19 protein-coding genes are annotated in these 21,140 nt (G+C 58.7%); 18 read left to right on the top strand and 1 reads right to left on the bottom strand.

Annotated features, from left to right (window positions below):
• Positions 1–2 precede the first annotated feature (2 nt).
• The 16 genes from RF819_RS01015 (at position 3) to RF819_RS00940 (ending at position 17,810) form a co-directional block, all read left to right on the top strand.
• Complete coding sequence (locus RF819_RS01015; protein WP_078363252.1) at positions 3–848, top strand: phosphatidate cytidylyltransferase; 846 nt, start codon at positions 3–5, stop codon at positions 846–848.
• 8 nt (positions 849–856) lie between these two features.
• Complete coding sequence (gene ispC / locus RF819_RS01010; RefSeq protein WP_078363251.1) at positions 857–2,068, top strand: 1-deoxy-D-xylulose-5-phosphate reductoisomerase; 1,212 nt, start codon at positions 857–859, stop codon at positions 2,066–2,068.
• 21 nt (positions 2,069–2,089) lie between these two features.
• A complete protein-coding gene (gene rseP, locus RF819_RS01005) occupies positions 2,090–3,448 on the top strand; it encodes an RIP metalloprotease RseP (RefSeq protein WP_078363250.1) in 1,359 nt (452 codons plus the stop codon).
• Between the two features lie 45 nt (positions 3,449–3,493).
• Complete coding sequence (bamA, locus tag RF819_RS01000; protein WP_078366706.1) at positions 3,494–5,794, top strand: outer membrane protein assembly factor BamA; 2,301 nt, start codon at positions 3,494–3,496, stop codon at positions 5,792–5,794.
• Positions 5,794–6,309 (top strand): OmpH/Skp family outer membrane protein, encoded by a 516-nt coding sequence (locus RF819_RS00995; protein WP_078363249.1) that lies wholly within the window; start codon positions 5,794–5,796, stop codon positions 6,307–6,309. The genes bamA and RF819_RS00995 overlap by 1 nt, the downstream gene beginning before the upstream one ends.
• 22 nt (positions 6,310–6,331) lie before the next feature.
• Positions 6,332–7,333, top strand: a complete 1,002-nt coding sequence (gene lpxD, locus RF819_RS00990) for a UDP-3-O-(3-hydroxymyristoyl)glucosamine N-acyltransferase (RefSeq protein WP_078363248.1) — start codon at positions 6,332–6,334, stop codon at positions 7,331–7,333.
• A 14-nt stretch (positions 7,334–7,347) separates the two neighbouring features.
• On the top strand, positions 7,348–7,785 hold the full coding sequence (gene fabZ, locus RF819_RS00985) for a 3-hydroxyacyl-ACP dehydratase FabZ (RefSeq protein ID WP_078363247.1): 438 nt from the start codon (positions 7,348–7,350) through the stop codon (positions 7,783–7,785).
• A 10-nt stretch (positions 7,786–7,795) separates the two neighbouring features.
• Positions 7,796–8,590, top strand: a complete 795-nt coding sequence (gene lpxA / locus RF819_RS00980; RefSeq protein ID WP_078363246.1) for an acyl-ACP--UDP-N-acetylglucosamine O-acyltransferase — start codon at positions 7,796–7,798, stop codon at positions 8,588–8,590.
• Between the two features lie 16 nt (positions 8,591–8,606).
• Positions 8,607–9,749, top strand: coding sequence for a lipid-A-disaccharide synthase (gene lpxB, locus RF819_RS00975; protein WP_078363245.1), 1,143 nt, complete (start codon positions 8,607–8,609; stop codon positions 9,747–9,749).
• A 31-nt stretch (positions 9,750–9,780) separates the two neighbouring features.
• Positions 9,781–10,458: a ribonuclease HII gene (rnhB, locus tag RF819_RS00970; RefSeq protein WP_143541542.1), complete on the top strand. Its 678-nt coding sequence runs from the start codon at positions 9,781–9,783 to the stop codon at positions 10,456–10,458.
• Positions 10,458–11,252: a TrmH family RNA methyltransferase gene (locus RF819_RS00965; RefSeq protein WP_078363243.1), complete on the top strand. Its 795-nt coding sequence runs from the start codon at positions 10,458–10,460 to the stop codon at positions 11,250–11,252. Before rnhB ends, RF819_RS00965 begins: the two co-directional genes overlap by 1 nt.
• 175 nt (positions 11,253–11,427) lie before the next feature.
• A complete protein-coding gene (gene carA, locus RF819_RS00960) occupies positions 11,428–12,615 on the top strand; it encodes a glutamine-hydrolyzing carbamoyl-phosphate synthase small subunit (protein WP_078363242.1) in 1,188 nt (395 codons plus the stop codon).
• Positions 12,612–13,292, top strand: coding sequence for a leucine efflux protein LeuE (gene leuE / locus RF819_RS00955; RefSeq protein ID WP_078363241.1), 681 nt, complete (start codon positions 12,612–12,614; stop codon positions 13,290–13,292). The genes carA and leuE overlap by 4 nt, the downstream gene beginning before the upstream one ends.
• Positions 13,293–13,360: 68 nt before the next feature.
• Complete coding sequence (gene carB / locus RF819_RS00950; RefSeq protein WP_078363240.1) at positions 13,361–16,660, top strand: carbamoyl-phosphate synthase large subunit; 3,300 nt, start codon at positions 13,361–13,363, stop codon at positions 16,658–16,660.
• Between the two features lie 204 nt (positions 16,661–16,864).
• Positions 16,865–17,341, top strand: coding sequence for a transcription elongation factor GreA (gene greA / locus RF819_RS00945; RefSeq protein ID WP_078363239.1), 477 nt, complete (start codon positions 16,865–16,867; stop codon positions 17,339–17,341).
• A gap of 46 nt (positions 17,342–17,387) precedes the next feature.
• Positions 17,388–17,810 carry a DUF4149 domain-containing protein gene (locus tag RF819_RS00940; protein WP_078363238.1) on the top strand — a complete coding sequence of 141 codons (423 nt, stop codon included), beginning with the start codon at positions 17,388–17,390 and terminating at the stop codon, positions 17,808–17,810.
• A 76-nt stretch (positions 17,811–17,886) separates the two neighbouring features.
• Here RF819_RS00940 and RF819_RS00935 read toward each other — a convergent pair whose 3' ends face one another.
• The gene (locus RF819_RS00935) at positions 17,887–18,360 is read right to left on the bottom strand and encodes a YhbY family RNA-binding protein (RefSeq protein ID WP_078363237.1); all 474 of its coding nucleotides are present in this window, start codon (positions 18,358–18,360) and stop codon (positions 17,887–17,889) included.
• A 27-nt stretch (positions 18,361–18,387) separates the two neighbouring features.
• Here RF819_RS00935 and RF819_RS00930 point away from each other — a divergent pair, with 27 nt between their 5' ends.
• Positions 18,388–19,080 (top strand): RlmE family RNA methyltransferase, encoded by a 693-nt coding sequence (locus tag RF819_RS00930; protein ID WP_078363236.1) that lies wholly within the window; start codon positions 18,388–18,390, stop codon positions 19,078–19,080.
• A gap of 99 nt (positions 19,081–19,179) precedes the next feature.
• Entirely contained in the window at positions 19,180–21,099 is a 1,920-nt protein-coding gene (gene ftsH, locus RF819_RS00925) for an ATP-dependent zinc metalloprotease FtsH (RefSeq protein WP_078363235.1), read from the top strand.
• Positions 21,100–21,140 lie beyond the last annotated feature (41 nt).

Raw genomic sequence — 21,140 nt, 5'->3', positions numbered from 1 at the left:
CCATGCTCAAACAACGGGTACTGACTGCCCTGGTGCTGTTGATGGTGCTGTTACCAGCACTCTTTTACACACAACCTGAACCTTTTTTTCTGATTGCGGCGGTGTTCATTGCAGCAGCTGGCTGGGAATGGGCACGCATGAATGGCTTGAGCATGTCCTTGTCGCTGGTGGCTGGTGGGCTGTGTGTGTTGGCCTGTCTCGGGATGTGGTGGACAGGCGTGTTGGTGGATGCTTGGCCACGTGTCTGGTTGTTGACGGGGACGGTCTGGGTGCTGGCCGGGGCTTGGATGCTCAAGGCGGGCGTTCCGGCGTGGTCCCGGGTGGCGCGTCCGGTGCGCCTGGTTCTGGGCTTGCTCGCCCTGTGCCTGACCTGGCTGGCTGTGGTACAGGCGCGTTTGTTGGGTATCAATTTTCTGTTGTCGGTGCTGGCCCTGGTCTGGATGGCGGACATTGGCGCGTATTTTTCTGGGCGAGCCCTGGGTGGGCGTTTCACCCGCCGCAAGCTGGCGGTCTCCATCAGTCCTGGCAAAAGTTGGGAAGGTGTCTGGGGGGGGATGGTCGGGGTAATTTTGATGGCTTGTGTCTGGCGTTATGCAGATCTGGCCAACGGCGGCGCCTCACCGAGTTTTTACACCCTGTTGGGTGAGCGGGGTTGGGGTTTCATGGTGGTGGCTGTGGTGTTTATGGCGGCCATGAGTGTGGTGGGTGATCTGGTCGAGTCGCTCGTGAAGCGCAGCGCTGGCGTGAAGGATAGCAGCGCCCTGTTGCCTGGACATGGTGGTGTGCTGGACCGGGTTGATGCGTTGCTGCCCACGCTGCCACTGGCCATGATGTTGGTATCTTTCTGAGAAACTTCATGACAGAACAAACTGGACTGACTAAACAACGTGTGGCGATTCTGGGCTCCACTGGGTCGATTGGTGTCAGCACGCTGGAAGTCATCGCACTGCATCCCGAGCGTTTTGAGGTGTTTGCCCTGAGCGCATCAACCCAGGTTGACAAGATGTTGGCGCAATGTGCGCAGTTCAAGCCGGTGTTTGCGGTCATGGCCAGTGTGGAGCATGGCAAGGTTCTTGAGCGGAAATGTAAGGAAAATGCACTTTTAACCCGCGTCCTATATGGGCCTAAAGCTATTGAAGAGATAGCGGAGCATGACCAAGTGGACACCGTCATGGCGGCCATTGTGGGTGCCGCCGGTCTGGCCTCTTGCCTGGCCGCCGCACGCGCGGGTAAACGTTTGCTGCTGGCCAACAAAGAAGCGCTGGTGGTGGGGGGCGACTATTTTCTGGCAGCCGTGGCGGACGGTGGCGCCAAGCTGTTGCCGATCGACAGTGAGCATTCGGCGGTCTTTCAGTCGCTGCCGGACGACGCCAGCATGTGGGCCAGCCAGATCAACAAGATCATCCTGACCGCCTCGGGTGGGCCGTTTCGCCGCCGCGACCCTGCCGAGTTTGTCAGCATCACGCCCGATCAGGCCTGCGCCCACCCGAACTGGGTGATGGGGCGCAAGATCTCGGTCGACTCGGCTACGATGATGAACAAGGCGCTGGAGGTGATCGAAGCCAAGTACCTGTTTGGTGTGCGGCCTGCACAAATCGAGGTGGTGATCCACCCGCAAAGCGTGATTCACTCGATGGTGCAGTACCGCGACAACTCTGTCATCGCCCAGCTTGGCACCCCCGACATGAAAGTGCCAATTGCCTACGGGTTGTCCTGGCCGGACCGCGTGACCTCGGGCGCCACGGCGCTGGACTTCAGCCGCATGGCGGACATGAGCTTTGAGTCGATTGACTCCTATGGACATGCAGAACGTTTCCCCGGGCTAAAACTGGCCTGGTCCGTGCTGGACGCAGCACCGGGCAGCACGGCGGTGTTAAATGCTGCCAACGAAGTGGCTGTGGCCGCCTTTCTGGAGGGAAACATCCGTTTTGATCAGATCCATGCGGTCAACTTGGATACTTTGGCTGCAGTGCTTCCGAGTCCACCTCGTTCGCTGGACGACTTGTTGGCGCTGGATGCTTTGTCGCGCAGTGCGGCAGAGTCCGTGGTGCAACGCATTGGCCGCTGACCGCCAGCCAACCACTTTCGTATGTTGACCCTTCCCGCCTTTCTGGTGGCGATTGCGCTGCTGATTGCGATCCATGAGTACGGTCATTACCGGATGGCGGTGGCCTGTGGTGTCAAGGTGCTGCGGTTCTCCATCGGTTTTGGCAAGCCGCTGTTGCGTTGGCAAGCCACACCAACGTCCACTGAATTCGTGTTGGCACTGTTTCCAGTGGGTGGTTTTGTCAAGATGCTCGATGAGCGCGAAGGCCCGGTAGAGCCTGCGCTGAAACACATGGCCTTCAACACCCAGTCCTTGCGCCGTCGGGCCGCGATTGTTGCGGCGGGCCCGGCTGCCAATTTGCTGCTGGCGGTGTTGTTGTACGCGCTGGTCAACTGGATGGGTGTGCTTTTGCCCGAAGCCATTCTGAGTCCGCCCCCGGCCGCTTCTCTGGCCGCCAAAGCGGGCTTGGTGGGCGGGGAGCGTGTCCTTCGCATGGGGGCCACGGGGGCAGAACTGACGCAGGTGGAGTCGTTTGAGGACGTTCGCTGGGCATTAACACGTGGCGCGATGGATGGTGAAGATGTCAGTTTGGTGGTGGCCGGGTCCAGCAACACCGAACGCGAGCTGCAGTTGCCCTTGTCCACACTTGAGAGCAGCCAGGTGGATGCCGAGTTGTTCAGAAGCATAGGCATTGCCATGCCCCTGACCCGCCCAACCATGGGTGAACTGCAGGCTGACGGTGCAGCGGCGCTGGCAGGTTTGCGTGAGGGTGATGAGGTGCAGTCGGTGGATGGCCAGCCCATCATCGATGGACAACAACTGCGCAGTGTCATTCGCAACTCCGCCAGCCAGGGGCAGGCCAAGACCCAGCGTTGGAAGGTGCTGCGTGGGGACCAGTTGCTGGAGTTGAGCGTGACCCCAAAAACGGTGCTTGATGGCGGTCAAACGATTGGGCGCATCGGTGGCTTCGTAGGTTCGCGACCAGCCATGGTCACGGTGAGTTATGGGCCGCTGGATGGGCTTTGGCGCGGCGTGACCCAGACCTGGGACATTTCGGTGTTGACGCTGAAGATGATGGGCAAGATGTTGGTGGGGCAGGCGTCCATCAAAAACATCAGTGGTCCGCTGACGATTGCCGACTATGCTGGCAAATCGGCTGGCATGGGTGTGATCCAATACCTGACGTTTCTGGCGCTGGTCAGCGTCAGTCTGGGGGTGCTGAACCTGTTGCCGCTGCCGGTGCTCGACGGTGGGCACCTGATGTATTATCTTTGGGAGGGCGCTACAGGTAAGCCGGTGTCCGAACGCTGGATGGAACGTCTGCAACAAGGAGGCATTGCGCTTTTGATCCTGATGATGTCTATCGCCCTTTTTAACGATCTCTCCCGCTTGCTCGGTTAACTCTTGTTGTGCTGTTTGCACAACCTACATTTCTTCATTTTCACCATGCAACTCAATCGTTTTCGCCTGAACGCACTCGCTGCGGTGGCCGCTTTGGTAATGGCCGCTCCATCGGCTTGGGCTGTTGACCCCTTCACTGTCCGTGATATCCGTATTGAAGGTTTGCAGCGTGTTGAGCCGGGCACTGTGTTTGTGTCCATGCCAGTGCAGGTGGGTGACACCTACAACGATGACAAAGGCTCCGCAGCGATTCGTGCCCTGTTTGCCTTGGGTTTGTTCAAGGATGTGCGCATTGACATCAGCGGTGATGTGCTGGTGGTGGTGGTTGAAGAGCGACCCACCGTGGCAGAGGTGGAATTCGTTGGCACCAAGGAATTTGACAAGGAAGTGCTGATCAAGTCGCTGCGTGATGTGGGTCTGGCCGACGGTCGCCCCTTCGACAAGGCACAACTTGACCGCGCTGAGCAAGAACTCAAACGCCAGTACATCAACCGCAGCCTCTACGCGGCCCAGGTGGTGACCACGGTGACGCCGATTGAACGTAACCGGGTCAACCTGACCTTCACCGTGAGCGAAGGTGAACCCGCCAAGATCAGCGAGATTCACATTGTGGGCAACAAGGTATTCAGTGAATCCACTTTGCGCGACCTGTTTGACCTGGATACCGGTGGCTGGATGAGCTGGTACACCAAGTCCAACCGCTATTCGCGTGCCAAGTTGAATGCGGACATCGAGACGCTGCGTTCATATTATTTGGCGCGTGGTTACCTGGAATTCAAGGTCGACTCGACGCAGGTGGCGATTGACCCCAACAAGACCGACATCGGCATCACCATCAACATCACCGAAGGTGAGCGCTTTGTGGTCAGCGGTGTCAAGCTGGCAGGCAATTACCTTGGCAAGGATGACGAGTTCAAGTCTCTGGTGTCGATTCGCCCTGGCCAGGCCTACAACGCTGATGAAGTGGCCAAAACCAGCAAGGCCTTCACAGACTATTTTGGCAACTTTGGTTACGCTTTTGCCCGGGTGGATGCGGTACCTGAGATTGATCGGGCCAACAACTTGGTGACCTTGACCTTGCAGGCCAATCCGTCGCGGCGCGCTTATGTGCGCCATATCAATGTGGCGGGCAACACCCGCACCCGCGATGTGGTCGTGCGGCGCGAGTTCCGTCAGCTGGAGTCGTCTTGGTACAACGGCGACAAGATCCGCCTGTCTCGTGACCGTGTCGACCGTTTGGGTTATTTTTCGGATGTGGCGGTGGAAACCCAGGAAGTGGCGGGGGCGCCAGACCAGGTGGATCTGACGCTCAACGTGGTCGAAAAGCCCACGGGCAGTCTGAGTTTGGGTGCTGGTTTTTCCAGTGGTGACGGTCTTGGCTTGTCCTTTGGGCTGTCCCAGGAAAATGCGTTTGGCTCCGGCAACTCCCTGGGTCTCAAGATCAACACCAGCAAAACCAATCGGGTCTTGGTGGTGAGCACCACCGACCCGTATTTCACCGAAGACGGTGTCTCCAGAACCATTGACGTGTATCGCAAAACCAGCAGTCCCTACGAAGATGAGGACTACTACAAGTTGATCACCTCGGGTGGGTCGATCCGTTTTGGTGTGCCCTTCACTGAAATTGACACCGTGTATTTTGGCGCTGGCATTGAGAAAACCACCATTCAACCAGGGACGCTGTTGCCCACCTCTTACAAAGCCTATGGTGATGAATATGGGTATTCCAGTTCAGCCATCCCGTTCACTGCGGGCTGGGCCCGTGACAGCCGTGACAGTGCCTTGGCGCCGACCAAGGGTCGCTACCAGAAAGCCAATGCCGAGTGGTCGTTTGCCGGTGATGCCCGTTACCTGCGCACCACGTACCAGTTCCAACAATATCTTCCTCTGAGCAAGCAGTACACGGCAGCATTCAATGTTGAAGTGGGTTTAGGCAAAGTGATGGGTGAGCGCTCTTACCCGGTGTTCAAGAACTTTTATGGTGGTGGTTTGGGATCGGTGCGAGGCTTTGAGTCGGGTAGCTTGGGGCCAAGGGATGTCAGTGACACCCACATCGGTGGCAACCGCAAGATGAATGTGAACCTGGAGTTGCTGACACCGTTCCCCGGTGCTGGCAATGACCGTTCACTGCGCATGTACGGTTTTGTCGATGCCGGTATGGTCAGTGGCAACAATGGAGGACTGGCGATCAATGAGAACGCCAGCGCCTTGCGTGCCTCGACGGGTGTAGGTATCAGCTGGATTTCCCCAGTCGGTCCCTTGCGTCTGGCCTTTGCCAAACCTTTGAAGAAGTACGATGGCGATAAAATCCAGAGTATGCAATTTCAGATCGGAACGAGTTTCTAATGAATCAATATGTACGTCAGCTGGCCTTGGTGCTGGTAGGTGGTTTGTGTTTGGCTTCGGTGCAGGCTGAGGAAGTCAAGATTGGTTTTGTCAGCACCGACCGGGTGCTCAAGGAGGCAGCCACAGCCAAAGCGGCCCAGACCAAGTTGGAGCAGGAATTTTCCAAGCGTGAAAAAGAGTTGACCGATCTGGGTGCCAGCATCAAGAGTTCTGCCGACAAGTTTGAGCGTGAGGCACCGACTTTGCCAGAGGCGCAGCGGGTCACCCGCCAGAAACAGCTGCTTGAGCAAGACCGGGACTTCCAGCGGAAACGCCGTGAGTTCCAGGAAGACCTGAACGCCCGCAAAAACGAGGAGCTGCAGCAGGTGATTGCACGCGCCAACAAGGCCATCAAGGACATCGCTGCCGCTGAAAAATACGACATCATTTTCCAGGACGCGGTCTACGTGAACCCCAAGATCGACATGACCGACAAGGTCATCAAGGCGCTCAACGCCGTCACGCCTGCCAAGTAACCGAGCGAAAGGTTGGCCGCAGGTGGCTTTGCGTGCGGGAACCCTCGTTGAGGCACTGGGTGGTCTGCTGTTCGGAGATGTTGATCGCTTGATCGAAGGCCTGGCGCCGCTGGAAACTGCGCAGCCAGCGCAGTTGAGTTTTCTCAGTCATCCCAAATACCAGCAACAACTCGCTGTCTCCAAGGCGGGGTGTGTCATTGTGGGTCCGCAGATGCAGGCCCAGGCGCAGGCACGGGGTGACTGCATCGTCACAGACAACCCGTATCTGTATTTCGCCCGTGCCACTCAGCTCTGGAAGGCCAGCCTGCCGCGGCGGGAAGCACCTTTGATCCACCCGTCTGCGGTGATCGACCCAGAGGCCATCATTCACCCCAGTGCACAGATTGGTGCCTTGTGTGTGGTGGAAGCCGGGGCCAGTATTGGTGCAGATACCGTCTTGAAGTCTCGAGTGACCATCAGCGAGAACTGTCACATTGGTGAACGCTGCCTGCTGCACCCTGGTGTAGTGATTGGTGCCGATGGTTTTGGTTTTGCACCTGACAACGGTACCTGGGTCAAGATTGAACAACTCGGCAACGTGCGTATTGGCAACGATGTTGAAATCGGTGCCAACACCTGCATTGACCGCGGAGCGCTGGCGGATACGGTGATTGAAGACGGCGTCAAGCTTGACAACCTGGTCCAGATTGGCCACAACGTGGTTGTTGGCCAGCACACCGCCATGGCGGGTTGTGCCGGTGTGGCGGGCAGTGCCCACATTGGTGCGCATTGCACCGTGGGTGGTGGCGCGGTGGTGCTCGGCCATCTGACACTGGCTGATGGGGTCCATATCTCGGCGGCGTCGGTGGCGACCCGCTCGATTCACAAGCCGGGTCATTACACTGGCATGTTCCCGATTGACGACAACGCCGCGTGGGAAAAAAACGCCGCGTCAGTCAAACAGCTGGCCAGCCTGCGCGAGCGCATCCGTGCGCTGGAAGCCCAGGTCAAGGTGCTGGCTCCCAACCCTTCTTCCAATTTGTAAACAAGGTCAGATTCATGGATATCCATCAAATTCTCAAGCAGTTGCCCCACCGATACCCGTTTTTGCTGGTGGACCGCGTGCTCGAGATCGACAAGGGCAAAACCATCAAGGCCCTGAAAAATGTCACCATCAACGAACCCTTTTTTGAAGGCCATTTCCCACACCGTCCGGTGATGCCAGGTGTGCTGATGCTTGAAGCTCTGGCGCAGGCCGCCGCTTTGCTGGCCTTTGATGCGCTGGACACCTCGCCCACCGACGACATGGTCTACTACTTCGCCGGCATCGACGGCGCACGTTTTAAACAGCCGGTGGAGCCGGGTGACCAGCTGATCCTGTCGGTGGAACTGCTGCGCATGAAAGCCGGTATTTTCAAATTCAAAGCCCGCGCGGAAGTGGATGGCAACCTGGCGGTTGAAGCCGAGTTGACCTGCGCCATGCGCAAAGTGAGCTGAAGACAACACCATGACCACCATCCACGCCACCGCCATTGTGGACTCGGCGGCCGAGCTTGACAGCTCGGTCAGTGTCGGGCCTTACAGCGTCATCGGACCCCATGTCAAGATCGCTGCGGGCACCACGGTGGGCCCGCATGTGGTGATCGAAGGCCACACCACCATCGGGCGCGACAACCGCATCTTCCAGTTCGCCTCGCTTGGCGCAATTCCGCAGGACAAGAAGTACGCGGGTGAGCCCTGTGAGCTGGTCATTGGTGACCGCAATACCATCCGCGAGTTTTGCACTTTCAACATCGGCTCGCCCGGTGATCTGGGTGTGACCCGCGTCGGCGACGACAACTGGCTGATGGCTTATGTGCACCTGGCCCACGACTGTCAGGTGGGCAACAACACGATTTTTGCCAACAACACCCAGTTGGCTGGCCATGTGCATGTCGGTGACTGGGCTATTTTTGGTGGTTTCACCGTGGTGCACCAGTTTGTGCGCATCGGTGCCCACAGCATGACCGCGATGTGCACTCTGCTGTTTGCTGACCTACCACCGTTTGTGATGTGCCAGGGCCAACCCGCTGCGGCGCGTTCGATGAACTTTGAAGGTCTGCGCCGCCGTGGTTTCTCGCCGGATCGCATCTCGGCCGTCAAAGCCATGCACAAGGCGCTGTACCGTGACGACCTGACCTTGCAGGTGGCCATGGAGCGTATCACCGGTTTAAGTGAAAACCACCCTGAGGCCTTGTCAGACGTGGAGATGATGCTGTCATTTTTGAAGCAATCGTCACCCCAGCGCGGCATTGTGCGCTAGCCAGGCAGCTCCGTTCATGAACAACGCGGCGCTGGTGGCGGGTGAAACCTCTGGCGACCTGCTGGCGGGTTTGTTGCTGGACGGCCTGCGCGCGCGTTGGCCCGATTTACACAGCATGGGTATTGGTGGCCCGCAGATGGCGCAGCGTGGGTTTGAGGCCTGGTGGCCACACGACAAACTGTCGGTGCACGGTTTTGGCTGGGAGGTGTTGCGCCGGTACCGCGAGATCGTTGGCATCCGCAAACAGCTCAAACAGCGTCTGCTGGCCCAGCCGCCGGATGTGTTCATCGGTGTCGACGCCCCCGATTTCAATCTGGACCTGGAGGCTGACCTGCGCGCACAAGGCATCAAGACGGTGCATTTTGTCTGCCCCTCAGTTTGGGCCTGGCGGCCTGAGCGGCTGGAAAAGATCAAACGCAGCGTTGACCACGTCTTGTGCATTTTCCCGTTCGAGCCTGAATTGCTGGCCAGCCACGGTATCGCCGCCACCTATGTCGGCCATCCGCTGGCCCAGGTGATTCCGATGCAGCCAGATCGTGCGCAAGCCCGCGCCAAGCTCGGGCTGGCAGCTGAGGGCAGGGTGGTGGCGATTCTGCCGGGCAGCCGTGAGTCCGAAGTGCGCCATCTGGTGGATGTGTTCTTTCAGGCTGCAGTCCTTATTAAAAAAGCGCAACCAGCTACACAATTTGTAGTGCCTGCGATACCCGCCTTGCAACAACGCATCGAAGCCGCCGCAGCGGCCAGTGGGTTGGGCCAGGCCTTGAAAGTGGTGCGAGGGCAGTCTCACGCGGTGTTGGCCGCCTGTGATGTCACCTTGATCGCCAGCGGCACCGCCACGCTGGAAGCGGCCTTGTTCAAGCGCCCGATGGTGATTGCTTATCGCATGGGGGCGCTGTCCTGGCAGATCATGCGGCGCAAGAAGTTGCAGCCTTGGGTCGGACTGCCCAACATCCTGTGTCGCGAGTTTGTGGTGCCTGAGTTGCTGCAGGACGACACCACACCGCAGGCCTTGGCCAAAGAAGTTTTGACCTGGCTGGACGCCGTAGCCCATGCGCCTGAGACAATCCAGCGCCTTGAAAACCGCTTTAGCGCGCTGCATGCCGAGTTGCAGCGCGACACACCCACGCTTGCCGCCCATGCCATCGCCAGCATCCTCTAAACCCAGACCGCGTCGCGCTGCGCAGGACAGCATGCAACAAGTTGCTCTGCAGTGGGAAGCGCAGGGGCTGGTCGCCGGGGTGGACGAGGCGGGTCGTGGTCCTCTGGCTGGGCCAGTGATGGCCGCCGCCGTGATTTTGGACGATCAACATCCAATCACCGGGCTGGCCGACTCCAAACAACTCACCGCACTCAAACGAGACCAGCTGTTTGATGAGATTCGTGCCAAGGCCCTGTGTTTTGCCGTGGCCCAGGCCACAGTGGAAGAGATCGACCAGCTCAACATCCTGCAGGCCACGCTGCTGGCCATGCGCCGCGCGGTGCTGGGCTTGCGTCTGCCACCCAAACTGGTGTTGGTCGATGGCAACCGCCTGCCGGTGCTGCCGATGCGTTGTGAAGCCATCGTCAAGGGTGACGCGCTGATTGCCGCGATTTCGGCGGCCTCGATTCTGGCCAAGGTGACACGTGACCGCTGGTGTGACGAGGTAGAGATTCGTTACCCGGCTTACGGTTTTGCCCAACACAAAGGCTATGGCACGGCGCAGCACCTGGCAGCCTTGCAAACCCACGGTGCCTGCCCCTTACACCGCAAGAGTTTTGCTCCGGTGCGTGAGGTGTTGGACGCTGGGGCAGGGCGTCTCGACGTGCGGGTGGCCCACCGCCGCCATCTTGATCCGCTTGAACCCTTGGCCACGGATGCTTTGTTGTGATGACTTCTTCGAATCCCCCTTTGCTGATGAGCTCACGCGACAACCCTTTGCTCAAGGAAGTCAAGCGCCTGGCGCACGGCAGCACCGATTACCGCAAGTTCGGTCGTTTCTGGGCCGAAGGGGACCACCTGGTGCGTGCCGCGCTGCTGCGGGGTGTGCGTCCGCAAATCGGCATCTTTTCAGAGTCTTTTTGGCCCTTAGCCCTTGATAAATATGGGCAGGCTGCTGCAAAAAACATAGTTATCCCAGATGCCTTGTATGACAGCCTGAGCGCGCTGGAGTCGCCCGCACGCATGGGCTTTGTGTTTGATCTGCCGACCGCTGCGTTGGTTCAGACCCAAGTGGCCTCGGTGGTTCTGGACCGGGTGCAGGATGCGGGCAACGTGGGCGCGATTCTGCGCAGTGCCTCGGCCTTTGGTTTCAAGCAGATCATCGCGCTCAAAGGTACGGCCGCGCTATGGAGTCCCAAGGTTTTGCGTGCTGGCATGGGCGCCCATTGGGGTCTGCACCTGTTGGAAAGTGCCGAACTGACGGCGCTTGATCAGCTCAATCTGCCGCTGCTGGTGACCAGTTCTCACCGCGGTGATTTTTTGCACCAGTTGCTGCAACAACGCGCGTTGCCCATGCCCTGTGTCTGGGCGATGGGACATGAAGGACAGGGCATCTGCGCGGAACTCGAAGCACGTGCCAACCAGCATGTGCGCATTGCCCAGCCCGGTGGTGAAGAGTCGCTGAATGTGGCCACAGCAGCCGCGATTTGCCTGCACGCCAGCGCCACCGCGCAGCTCGGGTAAACCCTGATAAAGCCCCTGTCCTGCAGGGGGGTGACAGGCGCTCTCGGCTATACTTGGGGGCTTTTTCGCACCCAAGTACGTTCCCAGACACACAAGCCCCAACCCTACCAAAAGCAAGCCAGGAGGTCACTCTTGAGTGTGTATGGGCGTACCCGCAACACTTTCGGAGAACCCAGTGCTTTTGTCTCTCAAGGGAAATACCCCACCCGCCATCCTGGCGCTCGCAGACGGCACGGTCTATGTCGGTCATGCCATTGGTGCCACTGGCGCCACCGTAGGCGAGGTGGTGTTCAACACCTCCATGACCGGTTACCAGGAAATCCTGACTGACCCGAGCTACTGCCAGCAAATCGTCACGCTGACCTACCCCCACATCGGCAACTATGGTGTCAACCGGCAGGACGTGGAGGCCAACAAGGTCCACGCAGCGGGCCTGATCATCAAGGACCTGCCGCTGCTGGCGTCCAACTTCCGTTCCACCCAGACACTCAGTGAATATCTGGTGGCTGAAGGCACGGTCGCCATTGCCAACATCGACACCCGCCAGCTCACGCGTCAACTGCGCACCCAGGGCGCGCAAAACGGCTGCATCCTCGCGCTGGCTGCCGGTGAAACGGTCACCCCGGCCGTGATTGAGAAAGCCGTGGCACTGGCCAAATCTGCACCCAGCATGGCCGGAGCCGACTTGGCCAAAGTGGTGTCGAGCACCACTTCTTACGATTGGAATGAAACCGAGTGGCAGCTGTTCAACCCGGCCCTGGGCAACACCCCGGGTTATGGCACGTTGACCGAGCCGCGTTTCCATGTGGTGGCTTATGACTTTGGTGTCAAGAAAAACATCCTGCGTATGCTGGCCCAGCGCGGCTGCAAAGTCACCGTGGTGCCCGCGCAGACCTCTGCGGCGGATGTGCTCAAACACCAGCCTGATGGCATCTTCCTGAGCAACGGCCCGGGTGACCCGGAACCCTGTGACTACGCGATCACCGCTGCCGCCGAGCTGATCGAATCTGGTATCCCCACTTTCGGCATCTGCCTGGGCCACCAGATCATGGCGCTGGCCAGTGGTGCCAAAACCTTCAAGATGAAGTTTGGCCACCACGGTGCCAACCATCCGGTGAAGGATCTGGACAGCGGCCGTGTCTCGATCACCAGCCAGAACCACGGTTTTGCTGTGGATGAGAAAACGCTGCCGGCCAACCTGCGTGCCACCCATGTGAGTCTGTTCGACGGCACTTTGCAAGGCCTGGCGCGCACCGACAAACCGGCGTTCTGTTTCCAGGGTCACCCGGAGGCCTCACCCGGCCCGCATGACATTGGTTACCTGTTTGACCGCTTCATCGCGTCAATGGAGGCGCAGGCGTGAGTTTCTACGGCGTCACCGACCTGTGGACCTACGTGGTGGGGGCGTTTGGCATCATCCTGCTGCCTGGGCCTAACTCGCTGTATGTGTTGTCGGTGGCCACCGCGCGCGGCGTGCGTGCCGGTTACCAGGGGGCCTTGGGTGTGTTTGTCGGTGACACGGTGTTATTGATCTGTACCGCACTGGGTGCGGCCAGTTTACTGCGCACCCACCCGGCGCTGTTCTTGGTGGTCAAGTACGCTGGTGCGGCCTACCTGTTCTGGGTCGGGCTGAACCTGATGTGGGGTGCGCTCAAAGGGTTGCGGGCAAACAAGGACGTGGTGCAGGCCACGGTCTCAGCCTCTGCGCCTGCCACGGCGGCCACCGCAGCCCATCTGCAGCAGCCGTTTCGTCGGGCGCTGGTCATCAGCCTGCTCAACCCGAAGGCGATTTTGTTTTTGCTCTCATTTTTTGTGCAGTTCATTGACCCCACGTACGCCCAGCCTGAGGTGCCGTTCCTGATTTTGAGCGCCATCCTGATGAGTTTCAGCGCCGCTTACCTGACGGCGCTGATTTTTGCCGGTGCCCGCCTGGCACAGACTTTTCGGCAGCGCAAGCGCCTGTCGTCTGGCCTGTCGAGTCTGGTGGGGGCTTTGTTTGTCTGGTTTGGTAGCAAGCTGGCGACCGCCAGTCTCAATTAAATTGATATAAAAATAGGAGCTGTCAACCCTTTTAACCATTGGGCTAGAGGCAGTTTGAATAGAAAATTATGGCAAAACGTACTGACATCCAAAGCATCCTGATCATTGGTGCGGGTCCGATCATCATCGGCCAGGCCTGCGAGTTTGACTACTCCGGCGTGCAGGCCTGCAAGGCGCTGCGCGAAGAGGGCTACAAGGTCATCCTGATCAACAGCAACCCGGCCACCATCATGACCGACCCGGCCACGGCGGACGTGACCTACATCGAGCCGATCACCTGGCAGACGGTCGAAAAAATCATCGCCAAAGAGCGACCGGACGCGATCCTGCCCACCATGGGTGGCCAGACCGCGCTGAACTGCGCTCTGGATCTGTGGCACAACGGCGTGCTCGATAAATACACCGGTGCCGCCACTGGCAAACCGGTCGAGCTGATTGGTGCCACACCGGAAGCCATCGACAAGGCCGAAGACCGCCTGAAGTTCAAGGACGCGATGACCAAGATTGGTCTGGGTTCGGCCCGCTCTGGCATCGCCCACAGTATGAGTGAGGCCTGGGATGTGCAGCGAACGGTCGGTTTCCCCACGGTGATTCGCCCCAGCTTCACACTCGGCGGCACGGGCGGCGGCATTGCCTACAACCCCGAAGAATTTGAAGTCATCTGCAAACGTGGCCTGGAAGCCTCGCCTACCAACGAACTGCTGATTGAAGAATCCCTGCTCGGCTGGAAAGAGTACGAGATGGAAGTGGTGCGCGACAAGGCGGACAACTGCATCATCGTCTGCTCGATCGAGAATTTGGACCCGATGGGCGTGCACACCGGTGACTCGATCACCGTGGCTCCGGCGCAGACGCTGACCGACAAGGAATACCAGATCCTGCGTAACGCGTCGCTCGCGGTGCTGCGCGAGATTGGTGTGGACACTGGCGGCTCCAACGTGCAGTTCTCGATCAACCCAAAAGACGGCCGCATGGTCGTCATCGAGATGAACCCGCGCGTGAGCCGTTCCTCCGCATTGGCCTCCAAAGCCACCGGTTTCCCGATTGCCAAGGTGGCGGCCAAGCTGGCGGTGGGCTACACACTCGACGAGTTGCGCAACGAGATCACTGGCGGCGCCACGCCAGCCTCGTTTGAGCCGTCGATCGACTACGTGGTCACCAAGATCCCGCGTTTTGCCTTTGAGAAATTCCCGGCCGCCGACAGCCGCCTGACGACGCAGATGAAGTCGGTCGGTGAGGTGATGGCCATGGGACGCACCTTCCAGGAATCGTTCCAGAAAGCCCTGCGCGGCCTCGAAGTCGGTGTGGATGGCATGAACGAGAAGACGCAAGACCGCGAATTGCTCGAAAAAGAGCTGGGCGAGCCCGGCCCGGACCGCATCTGGTACGTCGGTGACGCGTTTGCTGCGGGCTGGAGTGTGGACGAGGTGTTTGACATCACCAAGATTGACAAGTGGTTCCTAGTACAGATCGAGCAGATTGTCCAGCTGGAGCTGGAGATCGAGCGCCTGCCACAACCTGCCGTGGGTACTGCGCTGGACAGCATTGATGCGGCCACCTTGCGTGCCCTCAAACAAAAGGGATTCTCGGACCGTCGCCTGGCCAAGCAGTTCAAGACCACCGACACCGCTGTGCGCGCCCGCCGCCACGCCTTGGGTGTGCGCCCGGTCTACAAACGGGTCGACACCTGTGCTGCCGAATTTGCCACCAACACCGCGTATCTGTACTCCACTTACGAGGCTGAAGGCTCTGAATGTGAGGCGCAGCCCACCAACAAGAAGAAAATCATGGTGCTGGGTGGTGGCCCGAACCGCATTGGCCAAGGCATCGAGTTTGACTACTGCTGCGTGCATGCCGCATTGGCGATGCGTGAAGACGGCTACGAGACCATCATGGTCAACTGCAACCCCGAAACCGTGTCCACCGACTACGACACCTCGGACAGGTTGTACTTCGAGCCACTGACCCTCGAAGACGTGCTCGAAATTGTCGACAAGGAAAAGCCGCACGGCGTGATCGTGCAATATGGTGGTCAAACGCCTTTGAAACTGGCGCTGGACTTGGAGGCCAATGGCGTGCCGATCATCGGCACCAGCCCCGACATGATCGACGCGGCCGAAGACCGCGAACGTTTCCAGAAGTTACTCAACGAACTCAAATTGCGCCAGCCGCCCAACGCCACCGCCCGTACCGAGGCAGAGGCCCTGGAAAAAGCGTCCGAACTGGGTTACCCGCTGGTGGTGCGCCCAAGCTACGTGCTCGGTGGCCGCGCGATGGAAATCGTGCATGAGCAGCGTGACCTGGAGCGTTACATGCGCGAAGCGGTCAAAGTGTCACATGACTCGCCGGTGTTGCTGGATCGTTTCCTGAACGACGCGATCGAGTGTGATGTGGACGCGGTACGCGACTCGGTTGGCCGGGTCTTCATCGGTGGGGTGATGGAACACATCGAACAAGCCGGTGTGCACAGTGGTGACTCGGCCTGCTCGTTGCCACCGTATTACCTCAAACAAGCCACTGTCGATGAACTCAAGCGCCAGACCGCAGCCATGGCCGAAGGCCTGAATGTGGTGGGCCTGATGAACGTGCAGTTTGCCATCCAGCAAAAGGATGGCCAGGACATCATCTTTGTGCTCGAAGTGAACCCACGTGCCTCGCGCACCGTGCCCTTTGTCTCCAAGGCCACCGGCATCCAGTTGGCCAAGGTCGCTGCACGTTGTATGGTCGGCCAGACGCTCGATGCCCAAGGCATTGGCGCCGAGGTGCATCCTCCCTATTTCTGTGTCAAGGAAGCGGTCTTCCCGTTTGTCAAGTTTCCGGGTGTGGACACGATTCTTGGCCCGGAGATGAAATCCACCGGTGAGGTGATGGGTGTAGGCAAAACCTTTGGTGAAGCCTTTGTCAAGTCACAGATGGGGGCAGGCTCCAAGCTGCCGCGTCCTTTCAAGGCCGATGGTTCACCGAGTGGCAAAGTGTTTATCTCGGTCAAGGGCAGTGACAAACCGCAGGCGATCGAGGTGGCACGGGCGCTCACTGCTATGAATTTTGCTGTGGTGGCCACCAAAGGCACGGCAGCATCGATCAACGCCGCCGGTGTGCCCTGTGCGGTGGTCAACAAGGTCACCGAAGGCCGCCCACACATTGTGGACATGCTCAAAAACGACGAAATTGTGCTGGTGATCAACACCGTGGAAGAGCGTCGCAACGCGATTGCCGACTCGCGCCAGATCCGCACCTCCGCGCTGCTCAACCGCGTGACCACCTTCACCACGATTGCCGGGGCCGAGGCGGCGGTGGAGGGCATGCGTTGTATGGACTCGCTGGATGTGATTTCGGTGCAGGAGATGCACGCGCAATTGAAGGGTTAAAAGAGTCGTCAACACGCCTAATTCGCGGCATAATTGAACAACACCGCCGGACGGCAACGTTCGGCGGTTTCATTTTGGCTTGCGCAAAACCGTTCCCACAGTCTGCTCCCACCTGGCGGTACCCCTTGTGTCTGCCGGGGTGGTCTAACTGTTGGGAGGGTTGTGTGTGTGTCTGGTTGAACTATTTTTATAACGGAGCTTCACGTGGCGACACTTCCCATCACCAAACGCGGTGCAGATAAACTCAAAGCTGAGTTGCACCAACTCAAAGCCTTTGAACGTCCAGCGGTGATCAACGCGATTGCCGAAGCGCGGGCACAGGGTGATCTGAGCGAAAACGCCGAGTACGAAGCCGCCAAGGACAAGCAGGGTTTTGTGGAAGGGCGCATCCAGGAGATTGAAGGCAAACTCTCGGCTGCACAAATCATTGACCCAGCCGATTTACACGCCGATGGCCGTGTGGTGTTTGGCTCGACCGTCGCACTGGAAGACGAAGACACCGGCGACAAAGCCAGCTACCAGATTGTTGGGGAAGACGAAGCCGACATCAAACTGGGTCTGGTCAACGTCAACAGCCCGATTGCCCGTGCCCTGATTGGCAAAGAAGTCGGTGATGTGGCTGAAGTGCAGGCTCCTGGTGGCCTGCGCCGCTGGGAAGTGATCAGCGTCAGCTACCTGTGATGGTCTTGGCCTGGTTGTTTCAGCAGGTGAAAGCGGGCCTTTGTTCATGAGAGATTTTTTACCGCGCTCCTCGGTCTGGGTTGCGGCCTTGTGGTGGGGCAGTCTGACCACGGTGGCTGCTTATGTGGTGCCGATGTTGTTTGCCCACCTGCCGAGCCCGGCCATGGCGGGCAACATGGCGGCCAAGCTGTTCACGGCGCAAACCTGGGTGGCGTTGGTGTGTGGCCTGTGCTTGTTGATGGTTTCAAGGTCAAATCAGCCTCTAGCCCAGGTGGAAAAAGCGCAGTCTGCTATTGTTTATATAGTGCTTGGGATGTTGTTGGCGTTGTTGTCAGAGTTGGCCGTGGCGCCGCGTATCGTGGCACGCCAGAATTTGCCGCTGTGGCACAGCGTGGGTGTGGGGCTTTATATTGCACAGTGGCTGTGTGCAGGCCTCACGTTCAAGAAGCTGCTTGGCAGAGCCGGTTGATCAGAGAAGTTGGGTGTCAAGCGATCCGTGGGGTGCACGGATCGCAGCGTTGGCAAACGCCGATGAGCGCAGCGGCTCAGTTCTGGTTGCGTTTTTTGATGCTGATGGGTTTCTTTTTGGCGCGTTTGATCTGGCCACCGGAGGTCAGGCGCTGGTTGCCCAGTACACGCAGGGTTTTGACTTCGGGGCGTTGGCCGCCGCGTTTGCTGAACTTGAGGACTTTCACATCCTTGGGGCCAGGCATACGGTCTTCGTCAACGGTTTTTTCGCGCTCGGGCATGGGCCGCCAGAGCACCAGCAGTTTGCCGATGTGCTGGATAGGCGCCGCGTTTAATTCGTCGGCGAGGGTGGCAAACATGGTTTCGCGGGCGGCGCGGTCATCGGAAAACACCCGCACCTTGATCAGCCCGTGGGCATTCAGGGCGGCATCGGTTTCTTTTTTGACGGCAGCAGTCAGGCCGTCACCACCGATCATGACCACGGGGTCGAGGTGGTGCGCGTCGGCGCGGTGTGATTTGCGCTGGGCAGGGGTCAGTAATATTTGAGGCATGGCCGTATTATCGGCGAGATACACAAAATGAAATCAGCAGTTAAAAGCAGCAAGGTCAATCGCGCGTGGCTCAACGACCACGTGAACGATACCTACGTCAAATTGGCCCAAAAAGACGGTTATCGGGCGCGGGCGGCCTACAAACTCAAGGAAATTGACGAAAACCTGCACCTGGTCAAACCCGGGCAACTGGTGGTGGACCTGGGGTCCACACCGGGCGCCTGGAGCCAGTATGTGCGGCGCAAGATGTCGCCCAAATCGGCGCAGGGCGGGGGCGCCGCTGCGGGGCAGCTCAATGGCCGCATCATTGCACTGGACATCCTGCCGATGCAGCCGATCGAGGATGTGTTGTTCATCCAGGGGGATATCCGGGAAGATGATGTTCTCACTGAATTGGCTGGCCATCTGCAGGGTCAACTGGCTGATCTGGTGATCTCGGATATGGCGCCCAATTTGTCAGGCATTGATTCAGCCGATGCCGCCCGCGTTGAGCATCTGGTGGAACTGGCGCTTGAATTTGCGCAGTTGCACCTGAAACCACAAGGGGCCTTGGTGGCCAAGGTGTTCCACGGGGGCAGTTATGACAGCCTGGTCAAACGCTTTCGCGAGGTGTTTGTCACTGTCAAGTGCATCAAGCCTAAAGCATCACGAGACCGTTCGTCCGAGACTTTTCTGGTGGGGATGGTGCAAAAAAATGCTGCATTTCCATGTGCTCGCTGAGGATGATCCTTTCTCGGTGCTGGTTGCCAGCAGCTGAAAAGCCTAGAATTGTGCCCTTGAGTTTTTAACGCCTGTCATGCGTTTTTATTGGAGCTTCGCTTGAACAATCCATGGTTTTCAAAAATTGCGGTCTGGCTGGTTATCGCGATGGTGTTGTTTACTGTTTTCAAACAGTTTGACACCCGTCCGGCTGCCGGTGCCTCGTATGTAGGCTATTCCGATTTTCTGGATGAAGTTCGCAACAACCAGATCAAGAGCGCGGTCATTCTGGAAGGGCAAAACGGCACGGAAATTGTGGCCACCACCAGTGATGACCGCCGAGTCCGCACCACCGCCACTTACCTGGACCGTGGTCTGGTGGGAGACCTGATTGCCAATGACGTCAAGTTTGATGTGCGTCCCAAAGAAGAGGGCTCGCTCTTGATGACACTGCTTGTCAGCTGGGGCCCGATGTTGTTGTTGATCGGCGTCTGGGTGTATTTCATGCGCCAGATGCAAGGCGGTGGCAAGGGCGGAGCGTTCAGCTTCGGCAAAAGCAAAGCCCGTCTGCTCGATGAAAACACCAACACCGTGACTTTTGCCGATGTGGCTGGTTGTGATGAGGCCAAGGAAGAAGTCAAGGAAGTGGTTGACTTCCTCAAAGACCCGGCCAAGTTCCAAAAACTCGGCGGTCGTATCCCGCGCGGCCTGCTGCTGGTGGGCCCGCCCGGCACCGGTAAGACCTTGCTGGCCAAGAGCATTGCAGGCGAAGCCAAAGTGCCGTTTTTTAGCATCTCGGGTTCTGATTTTGTCGAAATGTTTGTGGGGGTAGGCGCCTCCCGGGTGCGCGACATGTTCGAAAACGCCAAAAAGAACGCACCTTGCATCATCTTCATCGATGAAATTGATGCGGTCGGCCGCCAACGTGGCGCAGGCCTGGGTGGTGGCAATGACGAACGTGAACAAACCCTCAACCAGATGCTGGTTGAAATGGACGGTTTCGAAACCAACCTGGGCGTGATTGTGGTGGCTGCCACCAATCGCCCCGACATTCTGGACGCTGCATTGTTGCGTCCGGGCCGGTTTGACCGCCAAGTCTATGTGACCTTGCCAGACATCCGTGGTCGCGAGCAGATCCTGAATGTGCACATGCGCAAGGTGCCGGTCAGCGCCGATGTGAACCCTGGCGTGATTGCCCGTGGTACACCTGGCATGAGTGGTGCTGACCTGGCCAACCTGTGCAACGAAGCGGCCCTGATGGCGGCACGACGCAACGCCCGCACGGTGGAGATGCAAGACTTTGAGAAGGCCAAGGACAAGATCCTGATGGGCCCTGAGCGCAAGAGCATGGTCATGCCCGAGGAAGAGCGCCGTAACACGGCTTACCACGAGTCTGGCCATGCTTTGATTGGCAAGCTGTTGCCCAAATGTGACCCGGTGCACAAGGTCACCATCATCCCGCGTGGTCGCGCGCTGGGCGTGACGATGAGCCTGCCGGCGCAAGACCGCTACAGCTACGACAAGGAGTTCATGCTCAACCAGATCAGCATGTTGTTTGGTGGCCGGATCGCCGAAGAAGTGTTCATGAACCAGATGACCACCGGTGCCAGCAATGACTTCGAGCGCGCCACCCAAATCGCCCGCGACATGGTGATGCGTTACGGAATGACGGCCGCCCTGGGTCCGATGGTCTATGCTGAAAACGAAGGTGAAGTGTTTCTGGGCCGTTCGGTGACCAAAACCACCAACATGAGTGAAGAAACCATGCAGAAGGTGGATGCCGAAGTGCGCCGCATCATCGACGAGCAGTACGCCCTGGCGCGCCGCCTGATCGAAGAACACAGTTCCAAGATGCACGCCATGGCCAAGGCCTTGCTGGAGTGGGAAACCATCGACAGCGAGCAACTCGACGACATCATGGCGGGCAAGGAGCCGCGTCCGCCCAAGGACTGGACACCGCGTATGCCAACGGCTGGTTCTGACACTGGCAGTGGCGGTACCCCCGCTGTGAAAACAGACGCTGCACCACACGCAGCCTGATCCACGCAGATAAAAAAGAACGGGGCGCGAGCCCCGTTTTT

It is taken from the genome of Rhodoferax fermentans (genome assembly GCF_002017865.1).
GTDB classification, from domain to species: Bacteria; Pseudomonadota; Gammaproteobacteria; order Burkholderiales; family Burkholderiaceae_C; genus Rhodoferax; species Rhodoferax fermentans.
The sequence above is the reverse complement of the archived record's forward strand: the minus strand, read 5'-3'. Positions and strand labels throughout refer to the sequence as shown.

What these genes read in the sequence shown, in the direction of transcription:
- RF819_RS01015 (WP_078363252.1), top strand. Translation starts at nt 3, where the DNA reads ATGCTCAAACAACGGGTACTGACTGCCCTGGTGCTGTTGATGGTGCTG.
- ispC (WP_078363251.1), top strand. Translation starts at nt 857, where the DNA reads ATGACAGAACAAACTGGACTGACTAAACAACGTGTGGCGATTCTGGGC.
- rseP (WP_078363250.1), top strand. Translation starts at nt 2,090, where the DNA reads ATGTTGACCCTTCCCGCCTTTCTGGTGGCGATTGCGCTGCTGATTGCG.
- bamA (WP_078366706.1), top strand. Translation starts at nt 3,494, where the DNA reads ATGCAACTCAATCGTTTTCGCCTGAACGCACTCGCTGCGGTGGCCGCT.
- RF819_RS00995 (WP_078363249.1), top strand. Translation starts at nt 5,794, where the DNA reads ATGAATCAATATGTACGTCAGCTGGCCTTGGTGCTGGTAGGTGGTTTG.
- fabZ (WP_078363247.1), top strand. Translation starts at nt 7,348, where the DNA reads ATGGATATCCATCAAATTCTCAAGCAGTTGCCCCACCGATACCCGTTT.
- lpxA (WP_078363246.1), top strand. Translation starts at nt 7,796, where the DNA reads ATGACCACCATCCACGCCACCGCCATTGTGGACTCGGCGGCCGAGCTT.
- lpxB (WP_078363245.1), top strand. Translation starts at nt 8,607, where the DNA reads ATGAACAACGCGGCGCTGGTGGCGGGTGAAACCTCTGGCGACCTGCTG.
- rnhB (WP_143541542.1), top strand. Translation starts at nt 9,781, where the DNA reads ATGCAACAAGTTGCTCTGCAGTGGGAAGCGCAGGGGCTGGTCGCCGGG.
- RF819_RS00965 (WP_078363243.1), top strand. Translation starts at nt 10,458, where the DNA reads ATGACTTCTTCGAATCCCCCTTTGCTGATGAGCTCACGCGACAACCCT.
- carB (WP_078363240.1), top strand. Translation starts at nt 13,361, where the DNA reads ATGGCAAAACGTACTGACATCCAAAGCATCCTGATCATTGGTGCGGGT.
- RF819_RS00940 (WP_078363238.1), top strand. Translation starts at nt 17,388, where the DNA reads ATGAGAGATTTTTTACCGCGCTCCTCGGTCTGGGTTGCGGCCTTGTGG.
- RF819_RS00935 (WP_078363237.1), bottom strand. Translation starts at nt 18,360, where the DNA reads ATGCCTCAAATATTACTGACCCCTGCCCAGCGCAAATCACACCGCGCC.
- RF819_RS00930 (WP_078363236.1), top strand. Translation starts at nt 18,388, where the DNA reads ATGAAATCAGCAGTTAAAAGCAGCAAGGTCAATCGCGCGTGGCTCAAC.